Raw genomic sequence first — 25,794 nt, 5'->3', positions numbered from 1 at the left:
AACAAGCCCCTGCCGAGTGGTTTGCCCCGTAACTCATGCAAGCTGGCCACGGCTCCCGCCGCGCCGACGATTTTTATGCGGCCGGAACGATGCCTTCGTGATCGCCGCGTCCGAAGTCGGGGCGCGAATCGTCCTGGCCTTCCTCGATGATAGACCGCCGGATCGCCCGGGTGCGGGCGAAATGTCCGAACAGCGCTTCGCCGTCGCCCATGCGGATCGAGCGTTGCAGCGCGGTCAGGTCTTCGGTGAAGCGGCCGAGCATTTCCAGCACGGCGTCCTTGTTGTTGAGGAAGACGTCGCGCCACATCGTCGGGTCGGAGGCGGCGATGCGGGTGAAATCACGAAAACCGCCGGCGGAATACTTGATGACCTCGCTCTGGGTCACGTTCTCCAGATCGGAGGCGGTGCCGACGATGGTGTAGGCGATAAGGTGCGGCAAGTGGCTGGTGACGGCGAGCACGAGATCGTGATGCTCTGCATTCATATGCTCGACATTGGCACCCAGCGCTTCCCAGAATTCGACGAGCGCGGACAGTTTCAGCAGGTCGGTTTGTTCCGGCGGGGTGATGATGCACCAGCGATTGCGGAACAGATGCGCAAAGCCGGCATCGGGCCCGGAATGCTCGGTCCCCGCCACGGGGTGGGCGGGGATGACGAAGTGATCGGGCAGCGCCTCGCCCAGTGCGCGGGCGATCGAGCCCTTGCATGATCCCACGTCGCTGATGAGCGCGTCAGGTCGAAGCGCCGGGCGGACGGCGCGGGCGGCATCGCCCATGACGCCGGGCGGCACGCAGAAGATCACCAGATCCGCCTCGCGCACCGCGTCCTCGGCGCTGTCATGCACCACATGCGCCAGCCCGCGCTCTGCCGCGCGGGCGCGATGAGCCGGGTCCAGATCGTACCCCGAAACCCGCGTGCCGGGCAGGAACTCCTGCACCGCCAGCCCGATCGAGCCGCCCTGCAGGCCAAGGCCGATGATCGCTACGTGGGCAAAGTTCATCGGCCTGCTCCCGGGTTCGCGCAAAGGCGCAAAGGCGCGAAGAGGTTTGCACGGAGAGACGCGGAGACGCAGAGACGTTGCCCCGTGCCGAAGGCACAACCCATTGGTTCAACGGCTGCCGAAAACGCCAGGCGGGAAGAGAGGTGCGGCTGCGCCGCAAGCGCAAGGCCTCCGCGTCTCCGCGTCTCTGCGTGCTTCCGAATTCCTTCGCGCCTCTGCGCCTTTGCGCGAAACGCCGTCACCGCGCCGCCTCCGCCAGTTGCCGCAGCGTGGCGGCGATGGCGTCCATGTCAGCGCTGTGGCCGATAGTGATGCGCAGCGCCTGCGGCAGGCCCTGGCCCGGCAGCCAGCGCACGATGTAGCCCGCCTCGGCCAGCCCGTTGAACGCGACTTCGGCGGTCAGCGCGCCTTCGAACAGGATCAGCACGAAGTTCGCCTGGCTGGGCAGCGGGCGCAGGCCGTGATTGCCCAGCGCCTCGATCCGCGCGACGAACCGCGCGCGTTCGTCGCGGTTGTGGACCCGCGCCGCCTCGACGAACGCGGTGTCGGCCAGCGCCGCCTCGGCCATCGCCTGGCCGGTGGACGAGACGTTGAACGGTCCGCGGATGCGGTTGAGCGTGTCGATCAGGCCCGCAGCCCCGGTCGCCCACCCGATGCGTTCGCCGGCAAGGCCGTAGATCTTGGAGAAGGTGCGCGTCACCAGCACATTGTCATGCGCCGCCGCCAGCGCCAGCGCGCCATCGTCATCCTCGGGGGCGACATATTCGCCATAGGCCTGGTCGATCACCAGCACCACATCGGCGGGCAGCGCCGCATGCAGGCGGGCGATCTCGCCACCCGGCAGATGAGAGCCGGTCGGGTTGTTCGGGTTGGCGACGAACACCACCCGGGTGCGCGGGGTCACCAGCGCCAGCAGCGCATCGACGTCGGTGCCGTAATCGGCATCGGGCGCGACCACCGGGGTCGCCCCGCAGCGGCGCGCGGCGATATCGTAGACCGCAAAGCCATAGCGCACGTAGATCACTTCATCGCCCGGCCCGGCATAGCCCTGCGCCACGATGTGGAGCAGCTCGTCCGATCCGGTGCCCATGACGATGCGGGCCGGATCGATCGCGAACTTTGCCCCCAGCGCCGCCCGCAGCGCGGTGGAGTCGGGATCGGGGTAGACCGCCGGTGCCAGCGCCTTGGCCGCCAGCGCCGCCGCGCTGGTGCCCAGCGGGTTTTCATTGGCCGACAGCTTGACCAGCCGCCGCCCTTCCCCGAAGTCGCGCGCCGATTTGCCCGGCACGTAGGCATGGATGCCGGCGATCCATGGCTTGGGACGGGGGGCGATGGGCGCGGCGGTGGCGAGCGTCTGGATTTCGGTCATGACGCGCGCGCCTTTAGCCCAGCGGCGCGGCGAATGACAGTGCCGCCGTGCGCCCCGCCCCGTTGGCTCGCCACCCCGGCGTCCCCCCGTGATTGACAGCGCCCCCGCGCTCCCCCACTTGGGCAGCAAACCATGGCCAGCGCCCCGCTTCTCGACGTGAGCACCGTGCTCGACCTGCCTGCCCCGCTGCCGCTGGACAGCGGTCAGTCGCTGCCCGGCGTGCGGATATCGTATGAAGCCTATGGCCGGCTGAACGCCGCGCGCGACAACGCGATCTTCATCTGCCACGCGCTGACCGGCGATCAGCATGTCGTCACCGATCACCCGCGCACCGGCAAGCCCGGCTGGTGGGTGCGCATGGTCGGCCCCGGCAAGCCGATCGACACCGATCGCTATTACGTGATCTGCGCCAATGTCATCGGCAGTTGCATGGGATCGACCGGTCCCGCCAGCCTGGCGATGGATGGCTGCCCCTGGGCGATGCGCTTTCCCGTCATCACCATCCGCGACATGGTGCGCGGCCACGTGGCCCTGCTCGATGCCCTAGGGATCGAGCAGTTGCACGCCGTGGTCGGCGGCTCGATGGGGGGGATGCAGGCATTGAGCCTTGCCGCCAACTTCCCGGAGCGGACCCGTGCGGCGCTGGTGATCGCATCGACGGCGCGCCATTCGGCCCAGAACATCGCCTTTCACGAAGTGGGCCGGCAGGCGATCATGGCCGATCCCGAATGGCGCGAGGGCGAATATTACGCCTATGGCAAGGGCCCGGAAAAGGGCCTGTCGGTGGCGCGGATGGCGGCGCACATTACGTATCTGTCCGAGGCGGGGCTGACCGACAAGTTCGGCCGCCGCTTGCAGAACCGCGCCGAAAAGACCTTCGGCTTCGATGCCGATTTCCAGATCGAAAGCTACCTGCGCCATCAGGGGATTTCGTTCACCGACCGGTTCGACGCCAATTCGTACCTCTACATCACCCGGGCGATGGACTATTTCGACCTGGCGGAAGAGCACGGCGGCCTGCTGGCCAATGCCTTCGCCCGATCGAAGGCGCGCTGGTGTCTGGTCAGCTTCGATACCGACTGGCTCTATCCCACCGCCGAATCGCGGCTGATCGCCCATGCCCTCAACGCCGCCGGTCTGCCGGTCAGCTTCGTCGAGCTTTCTGCGCCATACGGCCACGATTCCTTCCTGCTCGACGTGCCCGCGCTCGACAAGGTGGTCGGAGGGTTCCTGGGGTGAGCGCGCCGGGCACCACCCGCGCGCTGCGCCCCGATCTGGCGGTGATCGCCGCCAACGTGGCCCCCGGTGCCAGCGTGCTCGACGTCGGCTGCGGCGACGGCACGCTGATGCAGGCGCTGGCGCAGGACAAAGGCTGTCCCACGCGCGGCATGGAACTGGACCCGGCCGATGTCGCGACCTGCGTCGGCAAGGGCCTGTCGGTGATCCAGGGCGACGCCGACGCGGACCTCGCGTTCTATCCCGATGGATCGGTCGATTACGCCATCCTTTCGCAGACGCTGCAAACCACCAAGCGGCCGGATAAAGTGCTGGAAGACCTGCTGCGCATCGGCCGCAAGGCCTTCGTCAGCTTTCCCAACTTCGCCCACTGGAAAGTGCGCACCTCGCTCTTGTGGAACGGGCGCATGCCGGTGACGAAGCTGCTGCCGGTGGCGTGGTACGAAACGCCCAACATACACCACCTGACGGTGAACGACTTTCGCGAACTGGTGAAACAGCGCGGCATCACTGTGGAAGGCGCGTGGTTCCTCGGCGAAGGTGGCGGCGAGCGCTCTGCGGCGGCGGCCAACTGGCGGGCGGAACATGCGGTGTTCCTGCTGAGCCGGGGTTAGCGACACTCGACACCTTCGGCATTCGCGCTTGTCGCGCACGACTATTCCGGACAGCAGTCCACACACGCGGGCATGACGAAGCTGGGGTCAGCGGCCCTTGAGCGCTGGCCCCAGCGACGCATCCGCTCAGCCCAAATCAGCGGTTCCGCCAGCGGCGGTCGTCATGGTCGTGTCGGTCGTGCCAGCGGTCGTCGCGGCGATCCCAGCGATCATGGCGGCGGTCATGACGGCGGTCCCAGCGATCGCGGCGATCGTCCCAGCGGTTGCGGTCATAGTAACCGCGGCCCCAGTTGCCACTACGGCCCCACCGCTCGCGATAGTAGGGAGCGTAATACCGGTCGTAGTAGCGGTCGCGGTAGTAGCGGTTCGGCCGGCCCGCGTAATAGTAGTAATAGCCTGGCCGATCGCGGACGGTAACGTAGCGACGGTGGCCGTAATAGCCCCGGTCGTAATAGCGATCGTCATCCCGATCAGCGATGGCGGCACCCACGGCAAGGCCGAGGATGCCCGCGCCGACGGCGATTGCCACATCGTCACCGCTATCATTGTAACCACGAGCCGATGCTGAAGGCACGGCGACCGTCAGTGCTGTCGCCGCCAGCACGGTGCCCAGGCCCAGGCGAGTCAGAAACTTTTTCATTAAGCGTCACTCCTTGCTGAAGGGCCTGCTGCTGACGGCGGAGCGGGGCCGGCACCTTGATGTCCACTTTCGTAGAGTGGCCGTGAACTCGTCGTGAATTGTATCGACAGCGTAATGTCAGTCCGTCGCCACTGAGGGGCAGCCGGTCGATGGAGGGCGGGATATGCAACGGAAGACGCCCGGCCTTCAGGGGAAGGGCCGGGCGTCCGGCGACCGCCGAGGAGGCAGCAGTCGCTGATGCATCAAGTGCGGGGAGGGCGGCTTAGCGCCTCCATTCTCGGTCATAGTCGCGGTGATGGCGATCGCCGCGATAGCGGTTGTAGTCGTCACGGTTGTAACGGCGGCCGTCGCGATCCCAGTAGTAACCGTCGCGATAGCGCCAGTCGTTGGAATAGCCGCGCCGTTCGTAGTAGCGATCGTTGTCGTGGTCGTTCGACGAAGCGATGATCGCGCCGAGGGCGAGGCCGACGACACCTGCGCCGATGGCAACGGCGGCGGTATTGTCGTTGTCGCGACGGCCGTAATAGTCACGTGCCATCGCCGGGCTCGCCGAGGCGAGGGCCGAAGCGGCAAGGGCGGTGCCCAGGGTGGCCTTGGTGATGAACTTCATGGCTCAAACTCCGAGGGGACTGCTGCCGGACGATCCGGCGTTCCTGTCCCGTTAAAGCCTGTCTACCGCCACGACACTGAACGCGGACGGAAGCGGGTTTGCAGGATTCGTTCATGTTTCGGTGAACTTTTGTGAACCGCGAGAATGAGTCGGGAAGCCGTCGCTGGAGTGGCGGATAGGCAACACCCCACAATTCTTTACGCGCGGCGGCAACGCCTGGGCGGTTTCAGGCCTTTGGCAAATCATGCTTCGGCTAGAACCACCCAAGGAGATTTTAATGCGACGTATTTCTGCCCCCGTGTCCGGCGTTGCCATAGCAATGGCGCTGGCATTCTCGGGTACCACTGCTTCTGCCCAAGAAATGGATGGAGGTCGCGCCACGCATTTCGATGGCCCCTATGTCCAGATTTTCGGCGGATTGCAGATGAACGCGGGTGATCGCGACGACACCCTTGTTTTTGACACGACCAATGATGGCAAATACGATGATCAGGTCACCACTATCGCCGATGTGGATGCGTTCGGCCCCGGGTTCTGCAACGGCGCGGCAAACGGTGCCACGCCTGCAGCGGGTTGCCGCGCCGACAAGGACAAGGCGGAGTACGGTGCCCGCATCGGCTATGACCGGCGCATGGGCAACTTCGTGTTTGGCGGGTTGATCGAAGGCACCAAAGGCGGCGCGCGCGACGCAACCAGCGGCTTCAGCACCACGCCTGCAAGCTACACCGTCCAGCGCAAGATGGACTATTCGGCATCAGCGCGTCTGCGTGCGGGCTACACGCCTAACGGCGGCGCTCTGTTCTACGTGACCGGCGGCGGCAGCTACGCCCGGATCGACCACGATTTCGCGACCACCAACATGGCCAACGATTTCACTCCGCAAGGAGACAAGAAGGGCGTCTGGGGTTGGCAGGCAGGTGGCGGTGCCGAGATCATGCTGACCGATTCGGTCAGCCTGGGCATGGAATATCTCTACAACCGCTATAACGACAAGAACTACAGGGTTCTCGTGACGCAGGGAACGGCCCCGGCAACAAACCCGTTCCTCCTCGACTCCGGCTCGACCCGTCTCAAGGGCAGCAACAACCGGTTCGACTATCATTCGGTTCGGGCAACGCTCGGCTTCCAGTTCTAAGGCCGGCCAGGGTCCTGACCCTAAACGCAAAAAGGGCGGCATCCCTGCCGGGGTGCCGCCCTTTTTTCGCCAACCGACTGCGGTCAGGCGTTTTCCTTCTTCCGACTCGCCTTCTTGCGTTCGTGCGGATCAAGCAGGGCCTTGCGGATGCGGATCGACTTGGGGGTGACTTCCACCATCTCGTCGTCGTCGATATAGGCGATGGCCTGTTCCAGCGTCATCACGCGCGGCGGGGTGAGGCGGATGGCGTCGTCCTTGCCGGTCGAACGGAAGTTCGTGAGCTGCTTGGACTTCATCGGGTTGACTTCGAGATCGTCGGGCTTGGCATTCTCGCCGATGATCATGCCCTCGTAGAGCGGCTCGCCGGCGCCCACGAACAGCACGCCGCGCTCTTCGAGCGGGCCAAGCGCATAGGCCACTGCCTCGCCCGCGCCGTTAGAGATCAGCACGCCGTTCTTGCGGCCTTCGATCTTGCCCTTGTAGGGGCCGTACTTCTCGAACAGCCGGTTCATGATTCCGGTGCCGCGCGTGTCGGACAGGAATTCGCCGTGGTAGCCGATCAGGCCGCGCGACGGGGCCGAGAAGGTGATGCGGGTCTTGCCGCCGCCCGAGGGGCGCATGTCGGTCATCTCGCCCTTGCGGATCGCCATCTTCTCGACGACGGTGCCCGAATACTCATCATCCACATCGATGACGACGGTTTCGTAAGGCTCGGTGGTCTTGCCGTCCTCGTCTTCGAGGAACAGCACGCGCGGGCGGCTGATCCCCAGCTCGAAACCTTCGCGGCGCATCGTCTCGATGACGACGCCGAGCTGCAGTTCGCCGCGCCCGGCCACTTCGAAGCTGTCCTTGTCGGCGCTTTCGGTGACGCGAATGGCGACGTTCGATTCCGCTTCGCGCGCCAGGCGGTCGCGGATCATGCGGCTGGTGACCTTGCTGCCTTCGCGGCCCGCCATAGGCGAATCGTTCACGGCAAAGCGCATCGACAGCGTCGGGGGATCGATCGGCTGCGCGTGCAGCGGCTCGGTCACCGTGGTGTCGGCGATGGTGTTGGAAACGGTGGCGGCGGTCAGACCGGCGATCGAGATGATGTCGCCCGCCTTGGCTTCATCGACCGGAATGCGATCGAGCCCGTGGAACGCCAGCAGCTTGGAGGCACGGCCGACTTCGACGATCTTGCCGTCATTGTCGAGCGCACGGATCGGATCGTTGACCTTGACGGTGCCCGACTGGACCTTGCCGGTCAGGATGCGGCCAAGGAAGTTGTCGCGGTCGAGCAGCGTGACCAGGAACTTGAACGGTCCATCGACATCGGCCTCGGGCGCGGGAACGTGTTCGATGATCTTCTCGAACAGCGGGGTGAGGGTGCCTGACCGCGCGTCCGGGTCCTCGCTGGCATAGCCATTGCGGCCGGAGGCGTAGAGCGTCGGGAAATCGAGCTGATCGTCATTGGCGTCAAGGCTCACGAACAGGTCGAACACCTCGTCCAGCACTTCGGCGTGGCGGCCGTCGGGACGGTCGATCTTGTTGACGACCACGATCGGACGCAGGCCAAGGCCCAGCGCCTTGCTGGTGACGAACTTGGTCTGCGGCATCGCGCCTTCCGAGCTGTCGACCAGCAGGATGACCCCGTCGACCATCGACAGGATGCGTTCCACTTCCGCGCCGAAGTCCGCGTGGCCGGGCGTATCGACGATGTTGATGCGATAGCCGTTCCATTCGATCGACGTCGGCTTCGCCAGAATGGTGATCCCGCGTTCCTTTTCGAGGTCGTTGGAATCCATCGCACGTTCTTCCACGCGCTGGTTGTCGCGGAAGGTGCCGGACTGGCGGAACAACTGATCGACGAGCGTGGTCTTGCCGTGATCGACGTGCGCAATGATGGCGATATTGCGCAGGGGAAGCGGGGCGGACATCGGATGACTTTCAATAAAAGGGATGGTTCGCGATCCATGCTGCATCGCAAAATTGGCGCGCCCTTACCTGACGCGGGCGATTCCGGCAAGCGCGGCGGCGTTTTTGCGTATGTGCCACAGTGTGGCCAAATAGTCGCGCGGCGTCAGTTGTCGACAGCCAGAATACTGGCATCGATTGTATGTAGCCGGGGAACTTTCTATGCAGGCGGCAGAAAATCAACAGACGGACCACCCGGGTCAACACGGGGCGGCCGTCGGCAGGAGGCAAGGGGATGCGCAAGCATAACCAGCGGGATCGCTTTTCCAACACGACCGTGCGTGCGCGGGCTCTGCGCCGGCTGGCGCTGCTGGCGGGAGCCGGTGCGATCGGCATGCTCGGCAGCGGCGCGGCGCTGGCGCAGGAGCGGGCGGCAGATGCGGCGGCGGAGGATGCCGGCACGGACGTGATCGTGGTGACCGCGCTCAAGCGCGAGCAGACCTTGCAACAGGTGCCGGTCGCCGTCAGCGTGACGAGCCAGGCCATGATCGAGCGCGCGCAGATCCGTGACCTGCGGGACCTGCAATCGCTGGTGCCGTCGTTGCGCGTCAACCAGTTGCAATCCAGCGCCAACACCAATTTCTATATTCGCGGGTTCGGCAACGGCGCGAACAACGCCGGGATCGAACCGTCGGTCGGCCTGTTCGTCGATGGCGTCTATCGTTCGCGCTCTGCCTCGATGATCGCGGATTTTCCCGACGTCGAACGGATCGAGGTGCTGCACGGCCCGCAGTCCACGCTGTTCGGCAAGAACGCATCGGCCGGCGTCATTTCGATCGTGACGCAAAAGCCGCGTTTCGAACTGGGCGGCAATTTCGAGGCGAGCTACGGCAACCATGACGCCATGGTCGTCAAAGGTCAGGTGACCGGGCCGATCAGCGATACGATTGCCGCCAGCCTGGCCGGCGGCGTCAACAAGCGCGACGGCATCGTCCGCGATCTCAACACCGGCCAGCGTACCAACGAACGCGACCGCTGGTTCACGCGCGGCCAGTTGCTGTTTGACAACCACGACGATCTCTCGGTCCGGCTGATCGGCGATTACGGCAAGATCGACGAGAACTGCTGCGCCGCTGTCAACCTGCGCGCGGCGGTGCCCACCGCCGCGATCTTCGCGCTGGGCGGCGCGGTGAACACGCCCGATCAGGCGTTCGACAACATCGCCCATTACAACTTCGAAAGTTCGAACAAGATCAAGAACTGGGGCTTTTCGGGCCAGGTCGATTATGATCTGGGCGATGTCCAACTGACCTCGATCACCGCCTATCGCCGCACCGATGCGGTGACCGACCAGGATTCCGATTTCTCCAGCGCCGATCTGCTGGGCCGCAATTGGCAGGACCTGCGGATCAAGACCTTCACGCAGGAACTGCGCGCCAACTTCGATGTGGGCGAAAAGCTGCACGGGCTGATCGGCGGATATTTCTTCCGCGAGAAGATCGATCAGGCGAACGAAGTGTCCTGGGGCACGCAGGCGCGCGGCTATGCCGATCTGGTGGTGCAGAGCCTGACCGCGGCGTCGGGCGGTCCGGTGCGCAATATCGGGCATGGCGACGCCAACGACCTTGAACTGATCCTGGGATCGCTCGAAGGCAGCCCGGCCAAGTACGTCGGCGATTTCTTTGAATCGGGCACCGGGATGACCGAAGCCTATCGCCTGAAGAACACCGCATGGTCGGTGTTCAGCCAGCTCGATTTCGAGGTGGCACCGGGCCTCAAGGTGACCGGCGGGGTCAACTACACGCACGATTCCAAGCGCTTTGCCACTGCCGTCAGTTCGAACGATACCTTCGCCGGGATCGATCTGGTGGCCGACGGGCGCACGGCGATTTTCCAGCAGGGGCTTGCCACGCAGGTCGGCTCGATCCTCGCGCTGGGCCGGCCGGCCACCGCTGCGGAGATCGGCGCGTTCGCCGGAGCCAATCCGGTCGCGTTCGGGCAGGTCAGCGCCGGAGTGGGCGCGTTCGCCGATGCTAACAAGGCCAACCCGGCGGTGAACGGACTGCTGGCGCTGCAGCCGCTGCAGTATTTCCCGCCGTTCCAGAACGTGCCCAACCCGGTAGAGCCGGGCAAGGTCAGCGACGGCCATTTCAGCTACACCGCCCGCGTCGCCTATGATCTGACCGACAAGGTGAACCTCTACGCCAGCTACGCGACGGGGTACAAGGCGGCCTCGGTCAACCTGTCGCGCAACAGCCTGCCGACGCCGGCCGATCTGGCGGAACTGCGCGCGCAGGGGCTGGCGGTCACTAACCTGATGCCGGGGAGCCGCTTCGCCAATGCCGAAACGGCCACTGCCTACGAAGCGGGGATCAAGGCCGATTGGGGACTGGTGCGGCTCAACCTCGCGGTGTTCAAGCAGGTCATCAAGAACTTCCAGTCGAACATCTTTACCGGCTCCGGCTTCTTCCTCGCCAATGCCGGCAAGCAATCCTCGTTCGGGATCGAGTTCGAAGGCACCGCCCGGCCGATCGATCCGCTGACCCTGTCGATGGCGGTCACCTATCTCGATCCCAAGTACGACAGCTTCAAGCTTTCGGCGTTCGGCGATCTTTCGGGTAGCACACCTGCCGGCATCTCGCCGCTATCGGTCACCTGGGGGGCGGATTTCGTGCAGCCGGTGGGCGGTGACAAGCTGATCGCCCATGTCGATTTTCATTACGAAGCGCCGTTCCGCCTGGTCGAGGGGCTGCCGGGGCTGCTGGTGCGCGACACCGCGGGCAACCCCACCCCTTCGAGCATCGCCGACGCCCTGGCCGCCGCGCAGGAATTCAAACAGGACATCAACGACCTTAATGCCTCGCTGACATACCAGCTCAGCAACGGGCTGGCGCTGACGGTGTGGGGACGCAACCTGCTGAACGATCGCACGATCCTGCAGATTTTCGACAGCCCGGCCCAGCCCGGTTCGATCAGCGGCTACCCCAACCAGCCGCGCACTTATGGCGTGGCAGCCCGCTACACCTTCTGAGTTCAAGAGCCCAACCACCGGAAGAGTGGGAGAGGAGGGGAAGGGGGGAGCCGCAAGGTTCCTCCCTTTTCCATTGGGCCTTTTCCATTTGCAAAGGGCGCAAGGCATGACAGTCTGCGGCCATTCGCAAGGAGGGGGCAAGGATGGTTCGTTACGGCGGGTTCTGGCGGCGCTTCGTGGCCGCGCTGATCGATGGCTTCGTGCTGAATGTGGCGTTCTCGATCGTCGGATCGATTTTCGGCGTCAGCCTCGCGTTCACCTCGATGTTCACACGGGGCGAACCCAACCCGCTGGCGATGGCCAGCGCGATGAGCGGGCTGAGCCTCATTACGCTGGCGCTCGGCTGGCTTTACAGCGCTGTGATGGAAAGCTCGTCCTTGCAGGCCACTGTCGGCAAGCTGGCGGTCGGCGTTGTGGTCACCGACCTCACGGGTGAACGGATCAGCTTCGGCCGGGCCACCGGTCGCTATTTCGCCAAGTACATTTCGGCCTTCGTTTTCATGATCGGCTTCATCATGGTCGCGTTCTCGTCGCGCAAGCAGGGGCTGCATGACAAGATCGCCGGCACGCTGGTCTACAAGACGCGCAACCCCGCCGAAGTGCGCTCGCTCGAAGGCGTGTTCGAGTAGCTGGCGTTATAGTTCTCGCAGCGTGCGCGCCGGCCGGGCGCGCAGCACCGGGAGCGTCGCTGCCAAGGCGAAGCCCAGGATCAGCGCCAGGCCGGTGCCCAGCACCGCCAGCACGCGCGGCCAGTCGGGCAGCCAGGTGAAGTCGAACAGGTGGACGATCACCGCCCAGGCCAGCGTCGAGCCGGCGATCAGCGCGATCCCCGCAAGAACGGCGGCGATCAGCGCGTATTCCGCCAGCAGCATCGCGATCAGTTGCCCGCGGCTGGCACCGAGCACGCGCAGGATCGCGGTATCGTAGGACCGGGTGGCGCGGGCGGCAGCGATCGCGCCCAGTAGCACCGCCAGCCCCGCCAGCACCGTCACCGAGGCGGCGGCAAGGATCGCGCTCGACATCTGGTCCACCAGATTGCGGGCCTCGCGCAGCACCGCCCCGGTTTCGATCACCGAACTGGAGGGGAAGGCACGCACCAGCACTGGCAAGAGCGCTTCCGCCGATTCGCCGGACGGAACCTCGACCGTGGCGGCCAGATTGTGCGGCGCATCGGCAATCGCATTGGGCGAGAACACCAGCAGGAAATTGAAGCCCATCGAATCCCAGTCGATCCGCCGCAGCGAAGCGATCCGCGCGCTGCGTTCGACCCCGAGCAAGCCGATGGTGAGGCGGTCCCCCACGGTGAGGCCGACGGCCTTGGCGAAATCCTCGTCGACCGAAACCAGCGGCTCGCCGTTATAATCCTTGGGCCACCAGGCTCCCGCAGTGACGACATTACCCTCAGGTACGTCTTGCGAATAGGTCAGTCCCCGCTCGCCGCTCAGGGCCCAGGCGTCGTCAGGAATTTCAGGCAGATCGGCCACCCGCGTCATCCGGCCAGCCGGGCCGTAGGCGAGGATGCGCCCGCGCAGGTTCGGCACCAGCCGCACCCGCGCCGCCGGGTCGATGGCGGTGATCTGGCGCACGAACGCTTCTGCCCGAGTGCGCGGCACATCGATCACGAACAGATCGGGTGCGCGTTGCGGCACGGTCTTGCGGATATTGCCGTCAAGGCTGGTCTGAACCCCGGCGATCATCACGAAGGCGGTCAGCCCGAAGCCCAGCGCGGTGACCAGCGCGCCGGTCTGCGCGCCCGGGCGGTGGAGGTTGGCTAGGCCGGTGCGCAAGATCGGGTTGCGCGGGCGCGGAAGGCGGGCGGCGCCGGTGCGGATCGCCCAGCCTGCCCCCGCCAGCAGCGCGATCATCCCCGCCGCCCCCGCCAGGAACCCGGCGGTCAGCAGCGGCTGCGCAGCACCGGCCAGCGCCAGGGCGGCGATCCCCGCCAGCCCCAGCCCCACCGGCAGCGCCAGTTGCCGCGCCGCCAGCCGCAGCGGCGCGACCCGGGCGCGCATCAGCGCCATTGCCGGGAAACTGCGCGCGCGCAGCAGCGGCGGGGCGGTGAACACCAGCGCCACCAGCAGTCCGTAAGCGGCAGCGGTGACCAGCGCCTGCGGCGAGACCACGAAACCCGTCGCCACAGGCAGCACCCGGCCCAGCGCGCCGGCCAGCAGCGGGGTTACCGCCAGACCGGCGGCCAGCCCTGCCGCGCTGCCTGCCAAAGCGGCCGCACCCACCTGCAGGGCATAGATCCGCGCGATATCGCCGCTGGTCGCGCCCAGCACCTTGAGCGTGGCGATCGCGTCCCGGCGCGCGTCGAGATAGGACGCCACGCCGCCGCCGATGCCGATCCCGGCGATGACCAGCGCCGCCAGCCCGACCAAGGTCAGGAACTGGCTCATCTGCGTCACCAGCCGCTCGGCCGCCGGAGCGGCCTTGGCGCGGGTGCGGATTTCGAACCCGGCATCGGGAAAGCGCGTCTTCAGGGTTTCGGCCAGCGCTTGGGGATCGGCCGTGCCGTCCAGCCGCACGCGGGTTGCGCTGCGATACATCGCTCCCGGTGCGAGCAGCCCGGCCTGTTCGGGCAGGCCCAGCGACGACACCAGCGTATCGCCCAGCACAAAGCCTTCGCCCAGTTGTTCGGGATCGACCGCGATGATACCGCCGATCTTGACCGGCACGCCGCCTACGCGGATCGTGTCACCCTTGCCGGCGGACAGACGCGCCGCCGTGCCGGGCGCGATCCATACCGACCCGGCCGGCGGTGCCCCGACCTTGCGTCCGTCCTTGAGTTCCAGCGTCCCGTAGAGCGGCCAGTTCGCCGCCACCGCCTTGAGCGCAACCGGCGCGCTGGCCGTGCCCTTGCTGGCGATGGCCGACAGGCGATAGCCGGGCGAAAGGGTGCCGACCGGTTGCAGCGCCGCGCGCTCTTCGCCGGTCAGATCGCGCTGGTAGACCCGAAGTTCGATATCGCCGCCGAGGATCTGCTGGCCGCGCGTTGACAGCTCACGCTCGATCGATCCGGTCAGCGTGCCGATCGCGGCCAGCGCGCCGACGCCGAGGAACAGGCAGACCAGCAGCAGCCGCAGGCCCCGGAACCGCGCCGATAGATCGCGCCGCGCCAGTGACCAGGCAGTGCCCCAGGACAGGCGGGTCGGGCGATCAGCCAAGCGTGTCGCTCGCGATCAGGCCATCGGCCAGCGTCACCACCCGTTCGCATCGCGCGGCGAGCGCCGGGTCGTGCGTGATCACCACCAGCGTCGAGCCGGTTTCGCGGCGACGGGTGAACAGCAGGTCCATGATCGCTTCGCCGGTGGCGTGATCGAGGTTGCCGGTCGGCTCGTCGGCGAAGACCAGCGGCGGGCGGGGTGCCAGCGCCCGGGCGATGGCGACGCGCTGCTGCTCGCCGCCGGAAAGCTGCTGCGGATAGTGCGACAGGCGATGCGCCAGCCCCACCGCCGCCAGTTCCGCCTGCGCCGTATCGCGGGCGTCGGCGATCCCGGCCAGTTCCATCGGCGTCATCACGTTTTCCAGCGCGGTCATCGTCGGCAGCAGGTGGAACGCCTGCAAGACCACGCCGATCCGCCCCCGCCGGGCGCGGGCCAGCGCATCTTCGTCGAGCGCGGAAAAGTCCTGCCCGGCCACGGTCAGAGCACCGCTGCTGGCGCGTTCGAGGCCACACAGAACGGCCATGAGAGAGGATTTTCCTGACCCTGACGGCCCCAGCAGCGCCACCGTCTGGCCGTGCGGCACGATCAGGTCGATGCCCTTGAGGATTTCCACCGCGCCTTGCCCGGATCCCAGGGTCAGGCGCAAATCGGTGGCGATGATGGGGGGATGGGGCTGGCGAGGGCTGTTCACCCGCGCCATATGGGTGCCGGTCCCACGCCGGACAACTGGCCCTGACGGAAGAATTGCCGATGCGCGCTCGCCCCTCCTGTTTCTTCGCCCTCGCACTGGGGCCCGCCCTGCTCATCGCGGGCTGCGGGGACAAAGCACCTGCGCCCGCACCTTCGGAAACCGCGGCCGAAGCCGAGCTGCCGGTCGTAGGCCCGGAACGACCGATCCTTGCCTTCGGGGATTCGCTGCTGGCGGGATACGGGCTGAAAGACGGCGAAAGCTATCCGGCGCGGCTGGAACAGGCCCTGCGCGCGCGCGGCGTGAATGCGCGCATCGCCAATGCCGGGGTATCGGGCGATACCACCGCCGCCGGGTTGCAACGGCTGGACTTCACGCTCAACAGCCAGCCGGTGAAGCCCGATCTGGCGATCATCAGTCTGGGCGGAAACGATATGCTGCGCGCGCTGTCGCCGGTGGAGACGCGCCGCAACCTCGAAGCGATCCTCGCGCGGTTCCAGCGCGATCATATCCGCGTGATCCTGCTCGGCATGATGGCCGCGCCGAACCTGGGCAAGGATTTCGCGAAGGACTTCAACCCGATCTATCCGCAACTGGCGGAGAAGTACGATGCCGTGCTGGTGCCGTTCTTCCTTCAGCCGGTGATCGACAAGCCGGACCTGATCCAGCCCGATCACGTCCATCCCACCGCCATCGGCGTCGATGCGATCGTCACCGCCACGGTCGACGAGGTGGTCAGCGCGTTGCCGAAACCGGCAGGCTGAAAGGTTTCAGCCCGCCTTTCGCGAAAAAATGTGAGCCGCGCGCGCAATACAATCCATTGCCTGCGCAGTTCTGCCGATCTCGCGGTTAACCCGTGGCGATGCCCCGCCGTTCTATCCTTGGGACCGTCTCAAAGAACGCCGTCTCGAAAGGACAGGGCATGGCTGCATCATACGGATCGTCTGGCGACCCGCGCGCGATCAGCCGCGAGGCGATGGCGCGACATGCGCTGTTTCCCGATCGCCCGGCGCGCCAGCGCACGCTGATCCGGGCGCTGCTGGAAGGCCCCTCGATCCCGGTGCAGCACGCGATCGTGCGCAATGTCTCCGAAGAAGGGCTGTGCATCACCGCGATGGGCCTCGTGCCCCGGCGCGGCGATCGGGTGCGCATCACCCTGCCCGGCGCGATCCTGCTCGAAGGCGATATCTGCTGGAACGAGGGCACCGCCTGCGGCGTCAAGCTGACCGGCGCGCTCGACATCCGCCAACTCGCCATCGCCACCCAGCGCCGCAACGCCGGCCTCGCTGGGGCCATCGACTGGCGGGTGGGTGAGAGCCTGCGCCTCCCGCGTCCGGAAGCCGATCCCCGGTTGCGGCGGATTTAGAGACAGGAAGGAACGTCAGGAGCCGGCTGCTCCGGCCCACCCCGTCCGGCTAGCCAGCAGGCTGGCAAGCCTTCCGGCCCTCCCGCAAGCGGGAAGGCAAGCGCGTTCATCCCCGCCCGCTTGCGGGAGGGGCGCGAGACTTAGGCCGCAGGCCTTAGCCGCAGCGGGGTGGGCGTGCTCCCCCCCCCCTCAGCTCCAGGTCGCTTCAGGCGGCAGGCTCATCAGGATCGCGTCGATGTTGCCGCCGGTCTTGAGGCCGAACAGCGTGCCGCGATCGTAGACGAGGTTGAATTCGGCGTAGCGTCCCCGCCATTCGAGCTGGCGGGCCTTGTCATCGGGAGTGAACGCCATGCCCATCCGGCGGCGCACCAGCCGGGGGTAAATGTCGAGGAACGCTTCGCCGACCGCGCGGGTGAAGGCGAAGTTGGCTTCGAACGCGGCATCGTCCGCGCACTCGAGATGATCGTAGAAGATCCCGCCGACGCCGCGATGGACGCGGCGGTGGGGGATGTAGAAATAGTCATCGGCCCAGGCCTTGAACCGGGCATAGTAATCGGCACCGTGGCTATCGCACGCCGCTTGCATGCTGGCGTGGAAATCGGCGGTATCCTCGGCATAAGGGAGCGGCGGGTTGAGATCGGCACCGCCGCCGAACCATGCTTTGGTGGTGGTCAGGAAGCGGGTGTTCATGTGGACTGCCGGAACATGCGGATTGGCCACGTGCGCGACGAGGCTGATGCCGGTGGCGGTGAACCCCGGATCGTCCGCCGAAGCGCCGTTGACCGATGCGGCGAACTCCTTGCTGAACGCGCCGCTGACCGTCGAGACATTGACCCCGACCTTTTCGAACACCCGGCCCTTCATCAGCCCCTGGACCCCGCCGCCGGTATCGCCGCGCTCGTCCCCCACCGCCGCGCGCTGCCACGGGGTGTAGGTGAAGCTGGCCTGGGATCCGGCTTCGCGCTCGATCGCCTCGAACGCGGCGCAGATATTGTCGCGCAGGCTTTCGAACCAGGCGCGGGCGCGGGGCGTGTGGTCGGTCCGGTCGGTCATCGCGAAGGTTCCTGAAAATCCGTGCGCGGCGCTTGCCAAATCGCGCGCGGGACGGCAAGGGAAAGCCATGGTTCCCTTTTCGTTCCATGGTCACGAGCTGGCGTTCGTTTCCGCCCCGCCGGGCGCGGGCAAAGTGCCCGGTGCGGCGCTGTGGTGGCCGGCGGAGCAGGCGCTGCTGGTGGCCGATCTTCACCTGGAAAAAGGCAGCTACTTCGCCGTGCGCGGGCAGATGCTGCCGCCTTACGACAGCCGCGAGACGCTGGAGCGGCTGGCCGATGCGCTGCGGCAGACCGGCGCGCGGCGGGTCTTTGCGCTGGGCGACAATTTCCACGATGCGGCAGGTATCGCCCGGCTGGAACCGCATGCGGCCGGCATGCTGGCGGCGCTGACCCGGGCGGTGGACTGGGTGTGGATCGCCGGCAATCACGAAGGCGGCGCGCGCGTGCTTCCCGGCGGGATCGCGCTGGAGGAACTTCGCGTCGGCGGCATCGTCCTGCGCCATGAAGCGGTGGCGGGCTCGATGGATGCCGAGATGTCCGGCCATTTCCATCCGCGCCTGGCCGTTAACCTGCGTGGACGGCGGATCGCCCGGCCTTGTGCGGTGCGCAGCGAACGGCGGCTGATCCTGCCCGCTTTCGGCGCGCTGACCGGCGGGATGGACGCTGCCGATCCTGCCATTCTGGCGGCGATGCAGCCGGCGGCGGCGATCGATGCGGTGGTCCCGGCGGCGGGCCGCGCGCTGACCTGGCCGCTGTGGCGGGCGGCAGCCTGACGGACTTTGCATTTCGGGCGATCCGCGCCTATATCGGCACGATCGGACAGGTTCTTGGGAGGGCCTGGCCGTGATCCGGCTTCGTTACGGGCACCCACCTTCGGTGAAATGCGGTGAAATCCTGCTTTTGCCGGGCGGCGAATCCCACTAATGACGCCGGATTCTTTGAACCCCAGACGCGAAACGATTCAGGAGAACGCATATAGCACCCCCACCCCGGCGCATGATGGCGCCACCGGTCAAGAGCGGACCGCGCTACAACACCATGATCCAGTCCGACAAAGTTCGCGTGATCGACGAGAACGGCGAGAATCTGGGTGTCATGTACACGCGCGAGGCGATCGAGCAGGCGGCCGAAGTCGGCCTGGACCTCGTCGAAGTCTCGCCGAACGCCGATCCGCCGGTGTGCAAGTTCCTTGATGTCGGCAAGTACCGGTACGAGGCCCAGAAAAAGGCCAATGCCGCGCGCAAGACGCAGAAGACGCAGGAGATCAAGGAGATCAAGATGCGTCCCAACATCGACGACCACGACTATGACACCAAGATGCGCAATGTGCAGCGGTTCATCGAAGATGGCGACAAGGTGAAGGTGACCCTGCGTTTCCGTGGCCGCGAACTTTCGCACCAGCAACTGGGCATGAACCTTCTGAAGCGCGTGCAGGAAGACGTGGCGGAAATCGCCAAGGTCGAAGCCTACCCGCGCATGGAAGGCCGTCAGATGCTGATGGTGCTTTCGCCCAAGTAAGCCGGCCAGAACCGCTGATCTTCGCAAAAGGCGCTTCCTGACGGAGCGCCTTTTCGCGTTTGCGGGCGCTTTGCCGCGCGAGCCGATCGTGTCAGGATACGCCGCTGGCAACAGGTGGGGTACGGGCATGGCAGGGCAGGACTGGCGTGAGGATGCGGGCGCGCGCGGCTATTCCCGGCGGCAGATCGGGCGGGTGGCGGCGTTGCTGGGCGGCGGGCTGGCGATGTCGGGCATCGTCGGCGAATGGGCGCTGCAGGCGCAGGGGCTGGCGGTGCCGCAATCGGTGCCCGGCGCGGTGCGGCTCAACGCTAACGAATGCTGGACCGGCCCGTTCGCCGCCGGGATCGCTGCTGCCTCGGCGGTGCTGGCGCAGGCCAATCGCTATGAGCCCGACGGCGAACTGGACAAGTTCCTCGCCATGGTCAGCCGGGTGGAAGGCGTGCCGAAGGATACGGTGCTGGCCTGGCCGGGGTCGAGCGACCCGCTCAGCCGCTGCGCGGTGACCTTCGCCTCACCCACGCGCGGACTGGTGACCGGCGATCCGACCTTCGAAGTGATCTGGGCCACCGGGGCGTGGGTGGGTGCCAAAGTCTCGCGCGTGCCGCTGGCGGCGGACGGCGGGCACGATGTGCGCGCGATGCTGGCCGCCGATCCCGATGCCGGGCTGTTCTATATCTGCACCCCCAACAACCCGACCGGCACGGTAACCGCGCGGGCCGATATCGAGTGGCTGCTGACGAACAAGCGCGCCGATGCGGTCGTGCTGGTGGACGAGGCCTATATTCACTGGACCGATGCGCCCAGCCTGATCCGGCTGGCCGCCACCCGCACTGACCTCATCGTGATGCGCACCTTTTCCAAGCTGTTCGGCATGGCGGGAATGCGGCTGGGCTATACCGTGGCGGCACCGGCGTTGCATGAGCGGATGATGCGGTACGATGGCCGTCTCGTCACCACGATGCTGCCGATCCCTGCGGTCGCCTGCGGTACCGCGTCGCTGCCGCTGTCGTCCGAGATCGCCGCACGCCGCGCCGCCATGATCGCCGCGCGCGATGCGACGAGCGCTCACCTGGTCCGGCGCGGGTTGACGGTCATGGCGGGGAGCCACGCGAACATGCTGATGGTCGGCTGGGCCGGACGCGATCCCAAGGCGGTGGTCGCGGCGCTGGCGGGCCAAGGCGTGCAGATCGGCCGTTCCTGGACCGCGCTGCCCGCTATGTCGCGGGTGACCATCGGCTCCGAGGCCGAAATGGCGAAGTTTTGCGGTGCGGTCGATCGCATGCTGGCGAGTTGAGCCCTTGCCGCGTGCCAAATCTACGTTAGTGGAAGAAGCGGGGCACGAGGGGGAAAGACGGCGATGACGGCACGGCGCATTGGGTTCTGGCTGGGTATTGCCGGGTTTCTGATAACGCTGGTGCTGCCCGCGCCGCTCGGCATGCCGGACAAGGCCTGGCCGGCCGCCGGGCTGGTGTGGTGGATGGCGCTCTGGTGGATGACCGAGGCGCTGCCGCTTTCGGCCACCGCGTTCCTGCCCTTCCTGGTCCTGCCGATGACCGGCGTGGCCGATGCCAACAAGACCGCCGGCGCATACTATTCGCCGATCATGTTCCTGTTCGTCGGCGGCGCTTTCCTGGCGCTGGCGATCGAGCGGACCGGCCTGCACCGGCGGCTGGCGCTGTTCATCATGAACCTGGCGGGAGCGCGGCCCACGCAGTTGCTGATGGCGGTGATGATGGCCACAGCGATCCTCTCGGCGATGATCTCCAACACCTCGACCGCGCTGATTATGATGCCGATGGCGCTGGCGATGCTGGCGGCGGGCGGGGTGAAGCCGGGGGACACCGGTGGCATGGCCGGGGCGTTGCCGATGGGGATCGCCTTCGCCGCGTCGATCGGCGGGCTTGGCACGATGATCGGCACGCCCACCAATGCGATCGCCGCCGGGCTGATCGAGAAGGCGCTGCACACCAAGATCACCTTCCTGACCTGGAGCCTGTTCGGGATGCCGATGGTGCTGCTGGGCGTGCCGCTCGCCGCCTGGATCATCGGCCGGGTTCAGGACCTGCGCCACGATCCGTTCGATCCCGCCGCAGCCCGCGCCGCCATTGCCCATTTGACCACCTGGACCGAGCCGGAGCGCCGGCTGGTGCCGGTCGTGCTGCTGGCGCTTGCGGTCTGGCTGGCGCAGCCGCTGCTGGAACCCCTCGTCCCCAAGGGCGCGCTGACCGACGGCACTGTCGCCGCCGTCGCCGGGCTGGTGCTGTTCGTGCTGCCGGACGGCACCGGCCGGCCGATGCTGACCTGGGATGAGGCCAACCGCGCGCCCTGGGACGTCGTACTGATGTTCGGCGGCGGGCTGGCGATGGCCATGGGGATGACCGAATCCGGGCTGGCTGACTGGATGGGCCAGATGCTGCTGCCGCTGGCCGGGGTGCCGCTGCCGATCGTGGCGGTGGTGCTGGTGGCGCTGGTTATCATCATCACCGAATTCGCCAGCAACATCGCCACCGCCAGCGGCATCATGCCGGTGGTCGGGGCGCTGGTCGCCGCGCTGCACGCCGATCCCTATCTGCTCGCAGTGCCGGCGGCGTTCGCATCGACCTGGGGCTTCATGCTGCCCGCCGGGACCGGCCCCAATGCCATCGCCTGGGCGACCGGGCACCTCAAGCTCGGGCGGATGATCCGCGCCGGGCTGTTGCTCGATGTGTTCGGGATCGTGCTGATCGTCGGCGTGGTCTGGGCGGTTACGCCGCTACTGTGACCGGGACCGGCGGGTAACGACGGGAGGGCGTCAGCCCTTCCACTCGCGCCGTTCTTCGGCGGCGCGCAGGACTTCGTAAGCGAGCTGATAGGTCTGGAACGCCGTCGCCGCTTCGGCATCGCCGGGCTTCACGTCGGGGTGGACTTCCTTGGCGCGGCTGCGCCAGGCTTTGCGCACCGCATCGAAATCGGCGTCCGGTTCAAGCCCCAGTGCTTCCAGCGCGCGCAGTTCGTCGCGACTGCGGCTGCCGTCGCCTGACCCGGCCCAGCCGTAATGCGCCGATTCCTTGTAGCCTGCGGATTCCGTGCGTTCCTCGGCCTCGCGCCGCGCTGCTTCCTCTTTGTCCAGCCCGGCGAAATAATCCCAGCCGGCGTTGTATTCGGCAGCGTGGCGCTGGCAGAAATACCAGCGGTCGGGGCTGTTGGGGCTTTTGGGTGCCGGGCAGTCACCCGCATCGTTGCAGCCGTGGCGATCGCAGATGCGCACGTTGACCGCCTCACGCGAGCTGCCGTAGCCGCGCCAGCGCGGGAATCCCCAGTCGGTCGATCTGCGTGCGCGGGTCATATCTATGGCGAATAAGGGGCGAATCGGCGCGGGCGCAACCCCTGCGGCCCAGGAAAAAGAAACGGGCGGCCGCGCTATTCGCGAACCGCCCGCTTCTTGCCGGCCGTAAAGGCCTGCCAATCAGTCGATCGTGACCGTCACCGCGCGGCGGTTCTGCGCCCAAGATGCCTCGTCCGATCCCAGCGCCACGGGCCGTTCCTTGCCGTAGCTCACGGTCGACAGGCGCGCCGGGCTGACGCCCAGGCTGACCAGATAGTTCTTGGCGGCATTGGCGCGGCGCTCACCCAGTGCGAGGTTGTATTCGCGGGTGCCGCGCTCATCGCAATGGCCTTCGATGGTGGCGCGCTTGGCGGGATATTGCATCAGCCACTGTGCCTGCCGGGCCAGCGCCGCCTGATCGGTGGCATCGACATCGTAGTGATCGGTATCGAAATAGATGACATCCGCACCCATCATCTTGGCGATGAAATCAGCCTGGCTGCCGGCGACCGGGCCCAGCGTGCCCGGCGTGGTCTGGGTCGTGGTCGACGCCGCGGGGGCGGGCGGCAGGCTTTCGGGGGCCTTCTTGCTGCAGGCCGACAATGCCAGCGCCGATGCGGCGACCAGCACCAGCGAACGAGGTCCAACCGACAGAGTGGAAGAGGGGATGCGCATGGCGTTCTCCTGTGAAGGCTCGATACGACAAGTACCGATATGGGGGGAAGTTCCGTTCAATTGTAAACAGAGTCAACCGGTGGCTTGCGGATCGGCGAAAATCCGTCCGGTTGCCCCGTCATCGCGGCCGGCGTCAGGGGCGGATCGGGCCCCAGGCCGGGTCCGATGCGCCCACCGGGGTCGGCAGACGCCGTTCGTTGCGGCCAGTCAGATCGACCTGCCAGATCGAGGCTTCGCCCGATCCCTTGGCGGTGCGGAAGAACTGGATGATGCGCCCGTTCGGGGCCCAGGTCGGCGCTTCGTCCTGCCAGCTATTGGTCAGATAGCGCAGGCCGCCACCGCTCGGGCTCATCACCGCGACGCGCAGGTTGCCGACGATGTGGGTGAAGGCGATCTGATCGCCGCGCGGGCTCCATTCCGGGGTCGCGGCGCGGCCGCCGAAGAAGCTGATGCGGTGCTGGTTGGAGCCATCGGCGTTCATCACATAGACCTGCTGCGAACCGGACCGATCGCTTTCGAACACGATCTGGCTGCCGTCGGGGGAATAGCTGCCTCCGATATCGATCCCCGGGCTGTTGGTCAGCCGCTGCGCCTCGCCACCGGCCGAAGGGATGCGGTAGATGTCGGTATTGCCTGCGGTTGCCATCGAATAGAGCACCCACTTGCCGTCGGGCGACCAGCGCGGCGCGAAGGTGGGGTTGCCGGTGCGGGCGATCAGGCGTTGCCGGTTGGTGTCGAGATCGTAGACGTAGATGCTCGGCTGCCCGTTGAGGTAGGACAGGTACATGATCGAGCGGTAATCGGGCGAATAGCGCGGGGTCAGCGCGGTGGCCTGGCCGCTGGTGATGAAGCGGTGGTTCGCCCCATCCGAATCCATGATCGCCAGCCGCTTCATGCGCCGGTCCTTGGGTCCGGTTTCGGCGATATAGGCGATCTTGGAATCGAAGAACGGACTTTCGCCCGAAAGCCGCGAATAGACCATGTCGGCACACTTGTGCGCGGCGCGCCGCCAGTCGCCGGGGCCGACCTTCCAGCCGCCCTTGATGAGCTGGCTCTTGAGCGCGACGTCATAGAGATAGCAGCCCACGGTGATGTCGCCATCGGGATTGCCGCGCACGAAGCCCTGGACCAGCATATCGGCGCTGCGCACCGCCCAGGTCGGATAGTCCGGGGCCTGGATCTGGTCGTAACCGGGCTGCGGCAGGCCGGCGGGGCCGGACGGCTTGAACAGGCCGTTGTTGCGCAGATCGTCCGCCACCACTTGCGACAGCGCCCGGCCGAGGGCAGCGGTGGAGCCGGCGTTGGTCCGCGTCGGCACGTCCTGATCGGTGGCGAACACGGTGATGGCGATGCCCAGATCCTGCCATTCGCTATCGTCGGACACGGTGACTTCCAGCCCGCCATCCTCGGGTGCCGGGGTGGCCGGGGCGGCAACCGGGGGGCTGGCTGGCACTTGCGCGAATGCGGGAGCGGCGAGCGCAGGGATCGACAAGGCGAGCGATAATGCCAGCGGCCGGATAATGGTCATTGTGCAAGATTCCTGTCGAAGTTGGTCGTGATCATTTTCCAGCCCTGGTAGTATTCCTGGGGCAGATCGAACGGAGCCGCAAGCCGCACCGCGCGGATCGCCTGCTCCTGATGGCGCTTGACCTGCGCCGCGTTGCCCTCGGTCTGGCCGCTGGTGCTGACCACTTCGGGGTCACCCGCCAGCGATCCGTCCGGGTTCAGCCGGAAGCGGATCCTGGTGACCAGCAGTTCGGTATCGACCCCCTGCGGCACCTGCCAGTGCGGCTTGAGCTGGCGGCGGATGGCGGCACCGAGCGCCGATTTGACCGCCGGGCCGATTTCGGACGCCGGGGTGCCCTTGCCCTGATCGGCCTTTGCGCCGCTCATGCCGGACAGGAAATCGCTGCCGATACGGCTGCCGCCGGACTTCTGCGGTGGCTTGGCTGCGGTGTTGGCAGCCTTGCCGGCGGGCGCGGCAGCGGGCTTGGTCGCCGGTTTGGCGGCGGGCTTCGCCGGGCTGGACACGATCCGGTCGATCGGGTTGACGGCTTTCTTCGGAGGCTGAGGCGCGGGCCGTGGCTGGGGTTGCGGCTTGGGCTGCGGCTCCGGTTTGGGCTTCGGGGCAGGGGCCGGAACCGGCTTGGGCTTTGCCGGTGGCGCCGGCCGGGTCACGGGCGGCGCCACCGGAGCCGGGGGCAGGGGGCTGGGTTGCGCTTCGGGTTCCGGGGGAGCCAGCGCCGCATCCGGGGCCGCCTCGCCAAGCTCGGGCGCGACATCGGGCGCGGCCTGGGCCGAAGGGTTGGGAGCGGTGGATTTGAGGCCGACCTCGTCGCTGATCGTCACTTCGATGCGTTGGGGCGGGGGGATCGTTTCGTTGCGGGTCGGACGCAGGACCAGCACGGCCAGCAGCGCGGCGTGCAGCGCGATCGCCACCGCCAGTCCCAGCCTTTCGTCCTTGCGTAGTGCCGTCGTCGCCATGCGCGTCAGACC

Annotated in this window: 23 protein-coding genes; 11 read left to right on the top strand and 12 right to left on the bottom strand. The window is 66.8% G+C overall.

The annotated features are described in order from the left end of the window. Positions 1-73: 73 nt before the first annotated feature. Both IE122_RS11775 and IE122_RS11770 read right to left on the bottom strand, forming a co-directional pair. Complete coding sequence (locus tag IE122_RS11775) at positions 74-1,000, bottom strand: prephenate/arogenate dehydrogenase family protein (protein WP_189621365.1); 927 nt, start codon at positions 998-1,000, stop codon at positions 74-76. 238 nt (positions 1,001-1,238) lie between these two features. After that, positions 1,239-2,369, bottom strand: coding sequence for a pyridoxal phosphate-dependent aminotransferase (locus IE122_RS11770; RefSeq protein ID WP_189621364.1), 1,131 nt, complete (start codon positions 2,367-2,369; stop codon positions 1,239-1,241). Between the two features lie 132 nt (positions 2,370-2,501). Between IE122_RS11770 and metX the strand changes: the two genes are divergently transcribed. Next, positions 2,502-3,608 carry a homoserine O-acetyltransferase MetX gene (gene metX / locus IE122_RS11765; RefSeq protein WP_189621363.1) on the top strand — a complete coding sequence of 369 codons (1,107 nt, stop codon included), beginning with the start codon at positions 2,502-2,504 and terminating at the stop codon, positions 3,606-3,608. Next, positions 3,605-4,219: a methionine biosynthesis protein MetW gene (metW, locus tag IE122_RS11760; RefSeq protein ID WP_189621362.1), complete on the top strand. Its 615-nt coding sequence runs from the start codon at positions 3,605-3,607 to the stop codon at positions 4,217-4,219. Before metX ends, metW begins: the two co-directional genes overlap by 4 nt. Positions 4,220-4,355: 136 nt before the next feature. On the opposite strand, the gene IE122_RS11755 is transcribed toward metW, so the two are convergent. Together IE122_RS11755 and IE122_RS11750 are read right to left on the bottom strand one after the other, a co-directional pair. Continuing rightward, positions 4,356-4,859, bottom strand: a complete 504-nt coding sequence (locus IE122_RS11755; RefSeq protein ID WP_189621361.1) for a hypothetical protein — start codon at positions 4,857-4,859, stop codon at positions 4,356-4,358. Positions 4,860-5,121: 262 nt separating this feature from the next. Continuing rightward, positions 5,122-5,469, bottom strand: coding sequence for a hypothetical protein (locus tag IE122_RS11750; RefSeq protein ID WP_189621360.1), 348 nt, complete (start codon positions 5,467-5,469; stop codon positions 5,122-5,124). Between the two features lie 361 nt (positions 5,470-5,830). Here IE122_RS11750 and IE122_RS11745 point away from each other — a divergent pair, with 361 nt between their 5' ends. Then, on the top strand, positions 5,831-6,604 hold the full coding sequence (locus tag IE122_RS11745; protein ID WP_229814065.1) for an outer membrane protein: 774 nt from the start codon (positions 5,831-5,833) through the stop codon (positions 6,602-6,604). Between the two features lie 83 nt (positions 6,605-6,687). Here the strand turns inward: IE122_RS11745 and typA are convergent, their stop codons facing one another. After that, positions 6,688-8,520 carry a translational GTPase TypA gene (gene typA, locus IE122_RS11740; protein WP_189621358.1) on the bottom strand — a complete coding sequence of 611 codons (1,833 nt, stop codon included), beginning with the start codon at positions 8,518-8,520 and terminating at the stop codon, positions 6,688-6,690. Between the two features lie 272 nt (positions 8,521-8,792). Between typA and IE122_RS11735 the strand changes: the two genes are divergently transcribed. Both IE122_RS11735 and IE122_RS11730 read left to right on the top strand, forming a co-directional pair. Continuing rightward, positions 8,793-11,528: a TonB-dependent receptor gene (locus IE122_RS11735; protein WP_189621357.1), complete on the top strand. Its 2,736-nt coding sequence runs from the start codon at positions 8,793-8,795 to the stop codon at positions 11,526-11,528. A 143-nt stretch (positions 11,529-11,671) separates the two neighbouring features. Beyond that, positions 11,672-12,157, top strand: a complete 486-nt coding sequence (locus IE122_RS11730) for an RDD family protein (protein ID WP_189621356.1) — start codon at positions 11,672-11,674, stop codon at positions 12,155-12,157. Between the two features lie 6 nt (positions 12,158-12,163). On the opposite strand, the gene IE122_RS11725 is transcribed toward IE122_RS11730, so the two are convergent. Together IE122_RS11725 and IE122_RS11720 are read right to left on the bottom strand one after the other, a co-directional pair. Further along, positions 12,164-14,695: an ABC transporter permease gene (locus tag IE122_RS11725; protein ID WP_229814063.1), complete on the bottom strand. Its 2,532-nt coding sequence runs from the start codon at positions 14,693-14,695 to the stop codon at positions 12,164-12,166. Continuing rightward, positions 14,688-15,395 carry an ABC transporter ATP-binding protein gene (locus IE122_RS11720; RefSeq protein WP_189621355.1) on the bottom strand — a complete coding sequence of 236 codons (708 nt, stop codon included), beginning with the start codon at positions 15,393-15,395 and terminating at the stop codon, positions 14,688-14,690. Before IE122_RS11720 ends, IE122_RS11725 begins: the two co-directional genes overlap by 8 nt. 50 nt (positions 15,396-15,445) lie before the next feature. Between IE122_RS11720 and IE122_RS11715 the strand changes: the two genes are divergently transcribed. After that, a complete protein-coding gene (locus IE122_RS11715) occupies positions 15,446-16,147 on the top strand; it encodes an arylesterase (RefSeq protein WP_189621354.1) in 702 nt (233 codons plus the stop codon). A gap of 158 nt (positions 16,148-16,305) precedes the next feature. Continuing rightward, positions 16,306-16,749 (top strand): PilZ domain-containing protein, encoded by a 444-nt coding sequence (locus IE122_RS11710; RefSeq protein WP_189621353.1) that lies wholly within the window; start codon positions 16,306-16,308, stop codon positions 16,747-16,749. A gap of 189 nt (positions 16,750-16,938) precedes the next feature. Here the strand turns inward: IE122_RS11710 and hemF are convergent, their stop codons facing one another. Then, entirely contained in the window at positions 16,939-17,802 is an 864-nt protein-coding gene (hemF, locus tag IE122_RS11705; RefSeq protein ID WP_189621352.1) for an oxygen-dependent coproporphyrinogen oxidase, read from the bottom strand. A gap of 67 nt (positions 17,803-17,869) precedes the next feature. Between hemF and pdeM the strand changes: the two genes are divergently transcribed. From pdeM to IE122_RS11685, 4 genes are all read left to right on the top strand, one after another. Then, on the top strand, positions 17,870-18,574 hold the full coding sequence (pdeM, locus tag IE122_RS11700) for a ligase-associated DNA damage response endonuclease PdeM (RefSeq protein WP_189621351.1): 705 nt from the start codon (positions 17,870-17,872) through the stop codon (positions 18,572-18,574). Between the two features lie 223 nt (positions 18,575-18,797). Beyond that, positions 18,798-19,319, top strand: a complete 522-nt coding sequence (gene infC, locus IE122_RS11695; protein WP_189621350.1) for a translation initiation factor IF-3 — start codon at positions 18,798-18,800, stop codon at positions 19,317-19,319. Between the two features lie 127 nt (positions 19,320-19,446). Further along, a complete protein-coding gene (locus tag IE122_RS11690) occupies positions 19,447-20,613 on the top strand; it encodes a pyridoxal phosphate-dependent aminotransferase (protein WP_189621349.1) in 1,167 nt (388 codons plus the stop codon). 63 nt (positions 20,614-20,676) lie between these two features. Next, positions 20,677-22,080, top strand: a complete 1,404-nt coding sequence (locus IE122_RS11685) for an SLC13 family permease (RefSeq protein ID WP_189621348.1) — start codon at positions 20,677-20,679, stop codon at positions 22,078-22,080. A 30-nt stretch (positions 22,081-22,110) separates the two neighbouring features. Here the strand turns inward: IE122_RS11685 and IE122_RS11680 are convergent, their stop codons facing one another. The 4 genes from IE122_RS11680 to tolA form a co-directional block, all read right to left on the bottom strand. Continuing rightward, positions 22,111-22,644, bottom strand: coding sequence for a J domain-containing protein (locus tag IE122_RS11680; protein WP_189621347.1), 534 nt, complete (start codon positions 22,642-22,644; stop codon positions 22,111-22,113). Between the two features lie 120 nt (positions 22,645-22,764). After that, entirely contained in the window at positions 22,765-23,298 is a 534-nt protein-coding gene (gene pal, locus IE122_RS11675) for a peptidoglycan-associated lipoprotein Pal (RefSeq protein WP_189621346.1), read from the bottom strand. Positions 23,299-23,431: 133 nt separating this feature from the next. Next, on the bottom strand, positions 23,432-24,826 hold the full coding sequence (tolB, locus tag IE122_RS11670) for a Tol-Pal system beta propeller repeat protein TolB (protein WP_189621345.1): 1,395 nt from the start codon (positions 24,824-24,826) through the stop codon (positions 23,432-23,434). Next, positions 24,823-25,782: a cell envelope integrity protein TolA gene (tolA, locus tag IE122_RS11665; protein WP_189621344.1), complete on the bottom strand. Its 960-nt coding sequence runs from the start codon at positions 25,780-25,782 to the stop codon at positions 24,823-24,825. The genes tolB and tolA overlap by 4 nt, the downstream gene beginning before the upstream one ends. Positions 25,783-25,794: the final 12 nt, after the last annotated feature.

It is taken from the genome of Novosphingobium colocasiae, assembly GCF_014652555.1.
GTDB classification, from domain to species: domain Bacteria; phylum Pseudomonadota; class Alphaproteobacteria; order Sphingomonadales; family Sphingomonadaceae; genus Novosphingobium; species Novosphingobium colocasiae.
The sequence above is the reverse complement of the archived record's forward strand: the minus strand, read 5'-3'. Positions and strand labels throughout refer to the sequence as shown.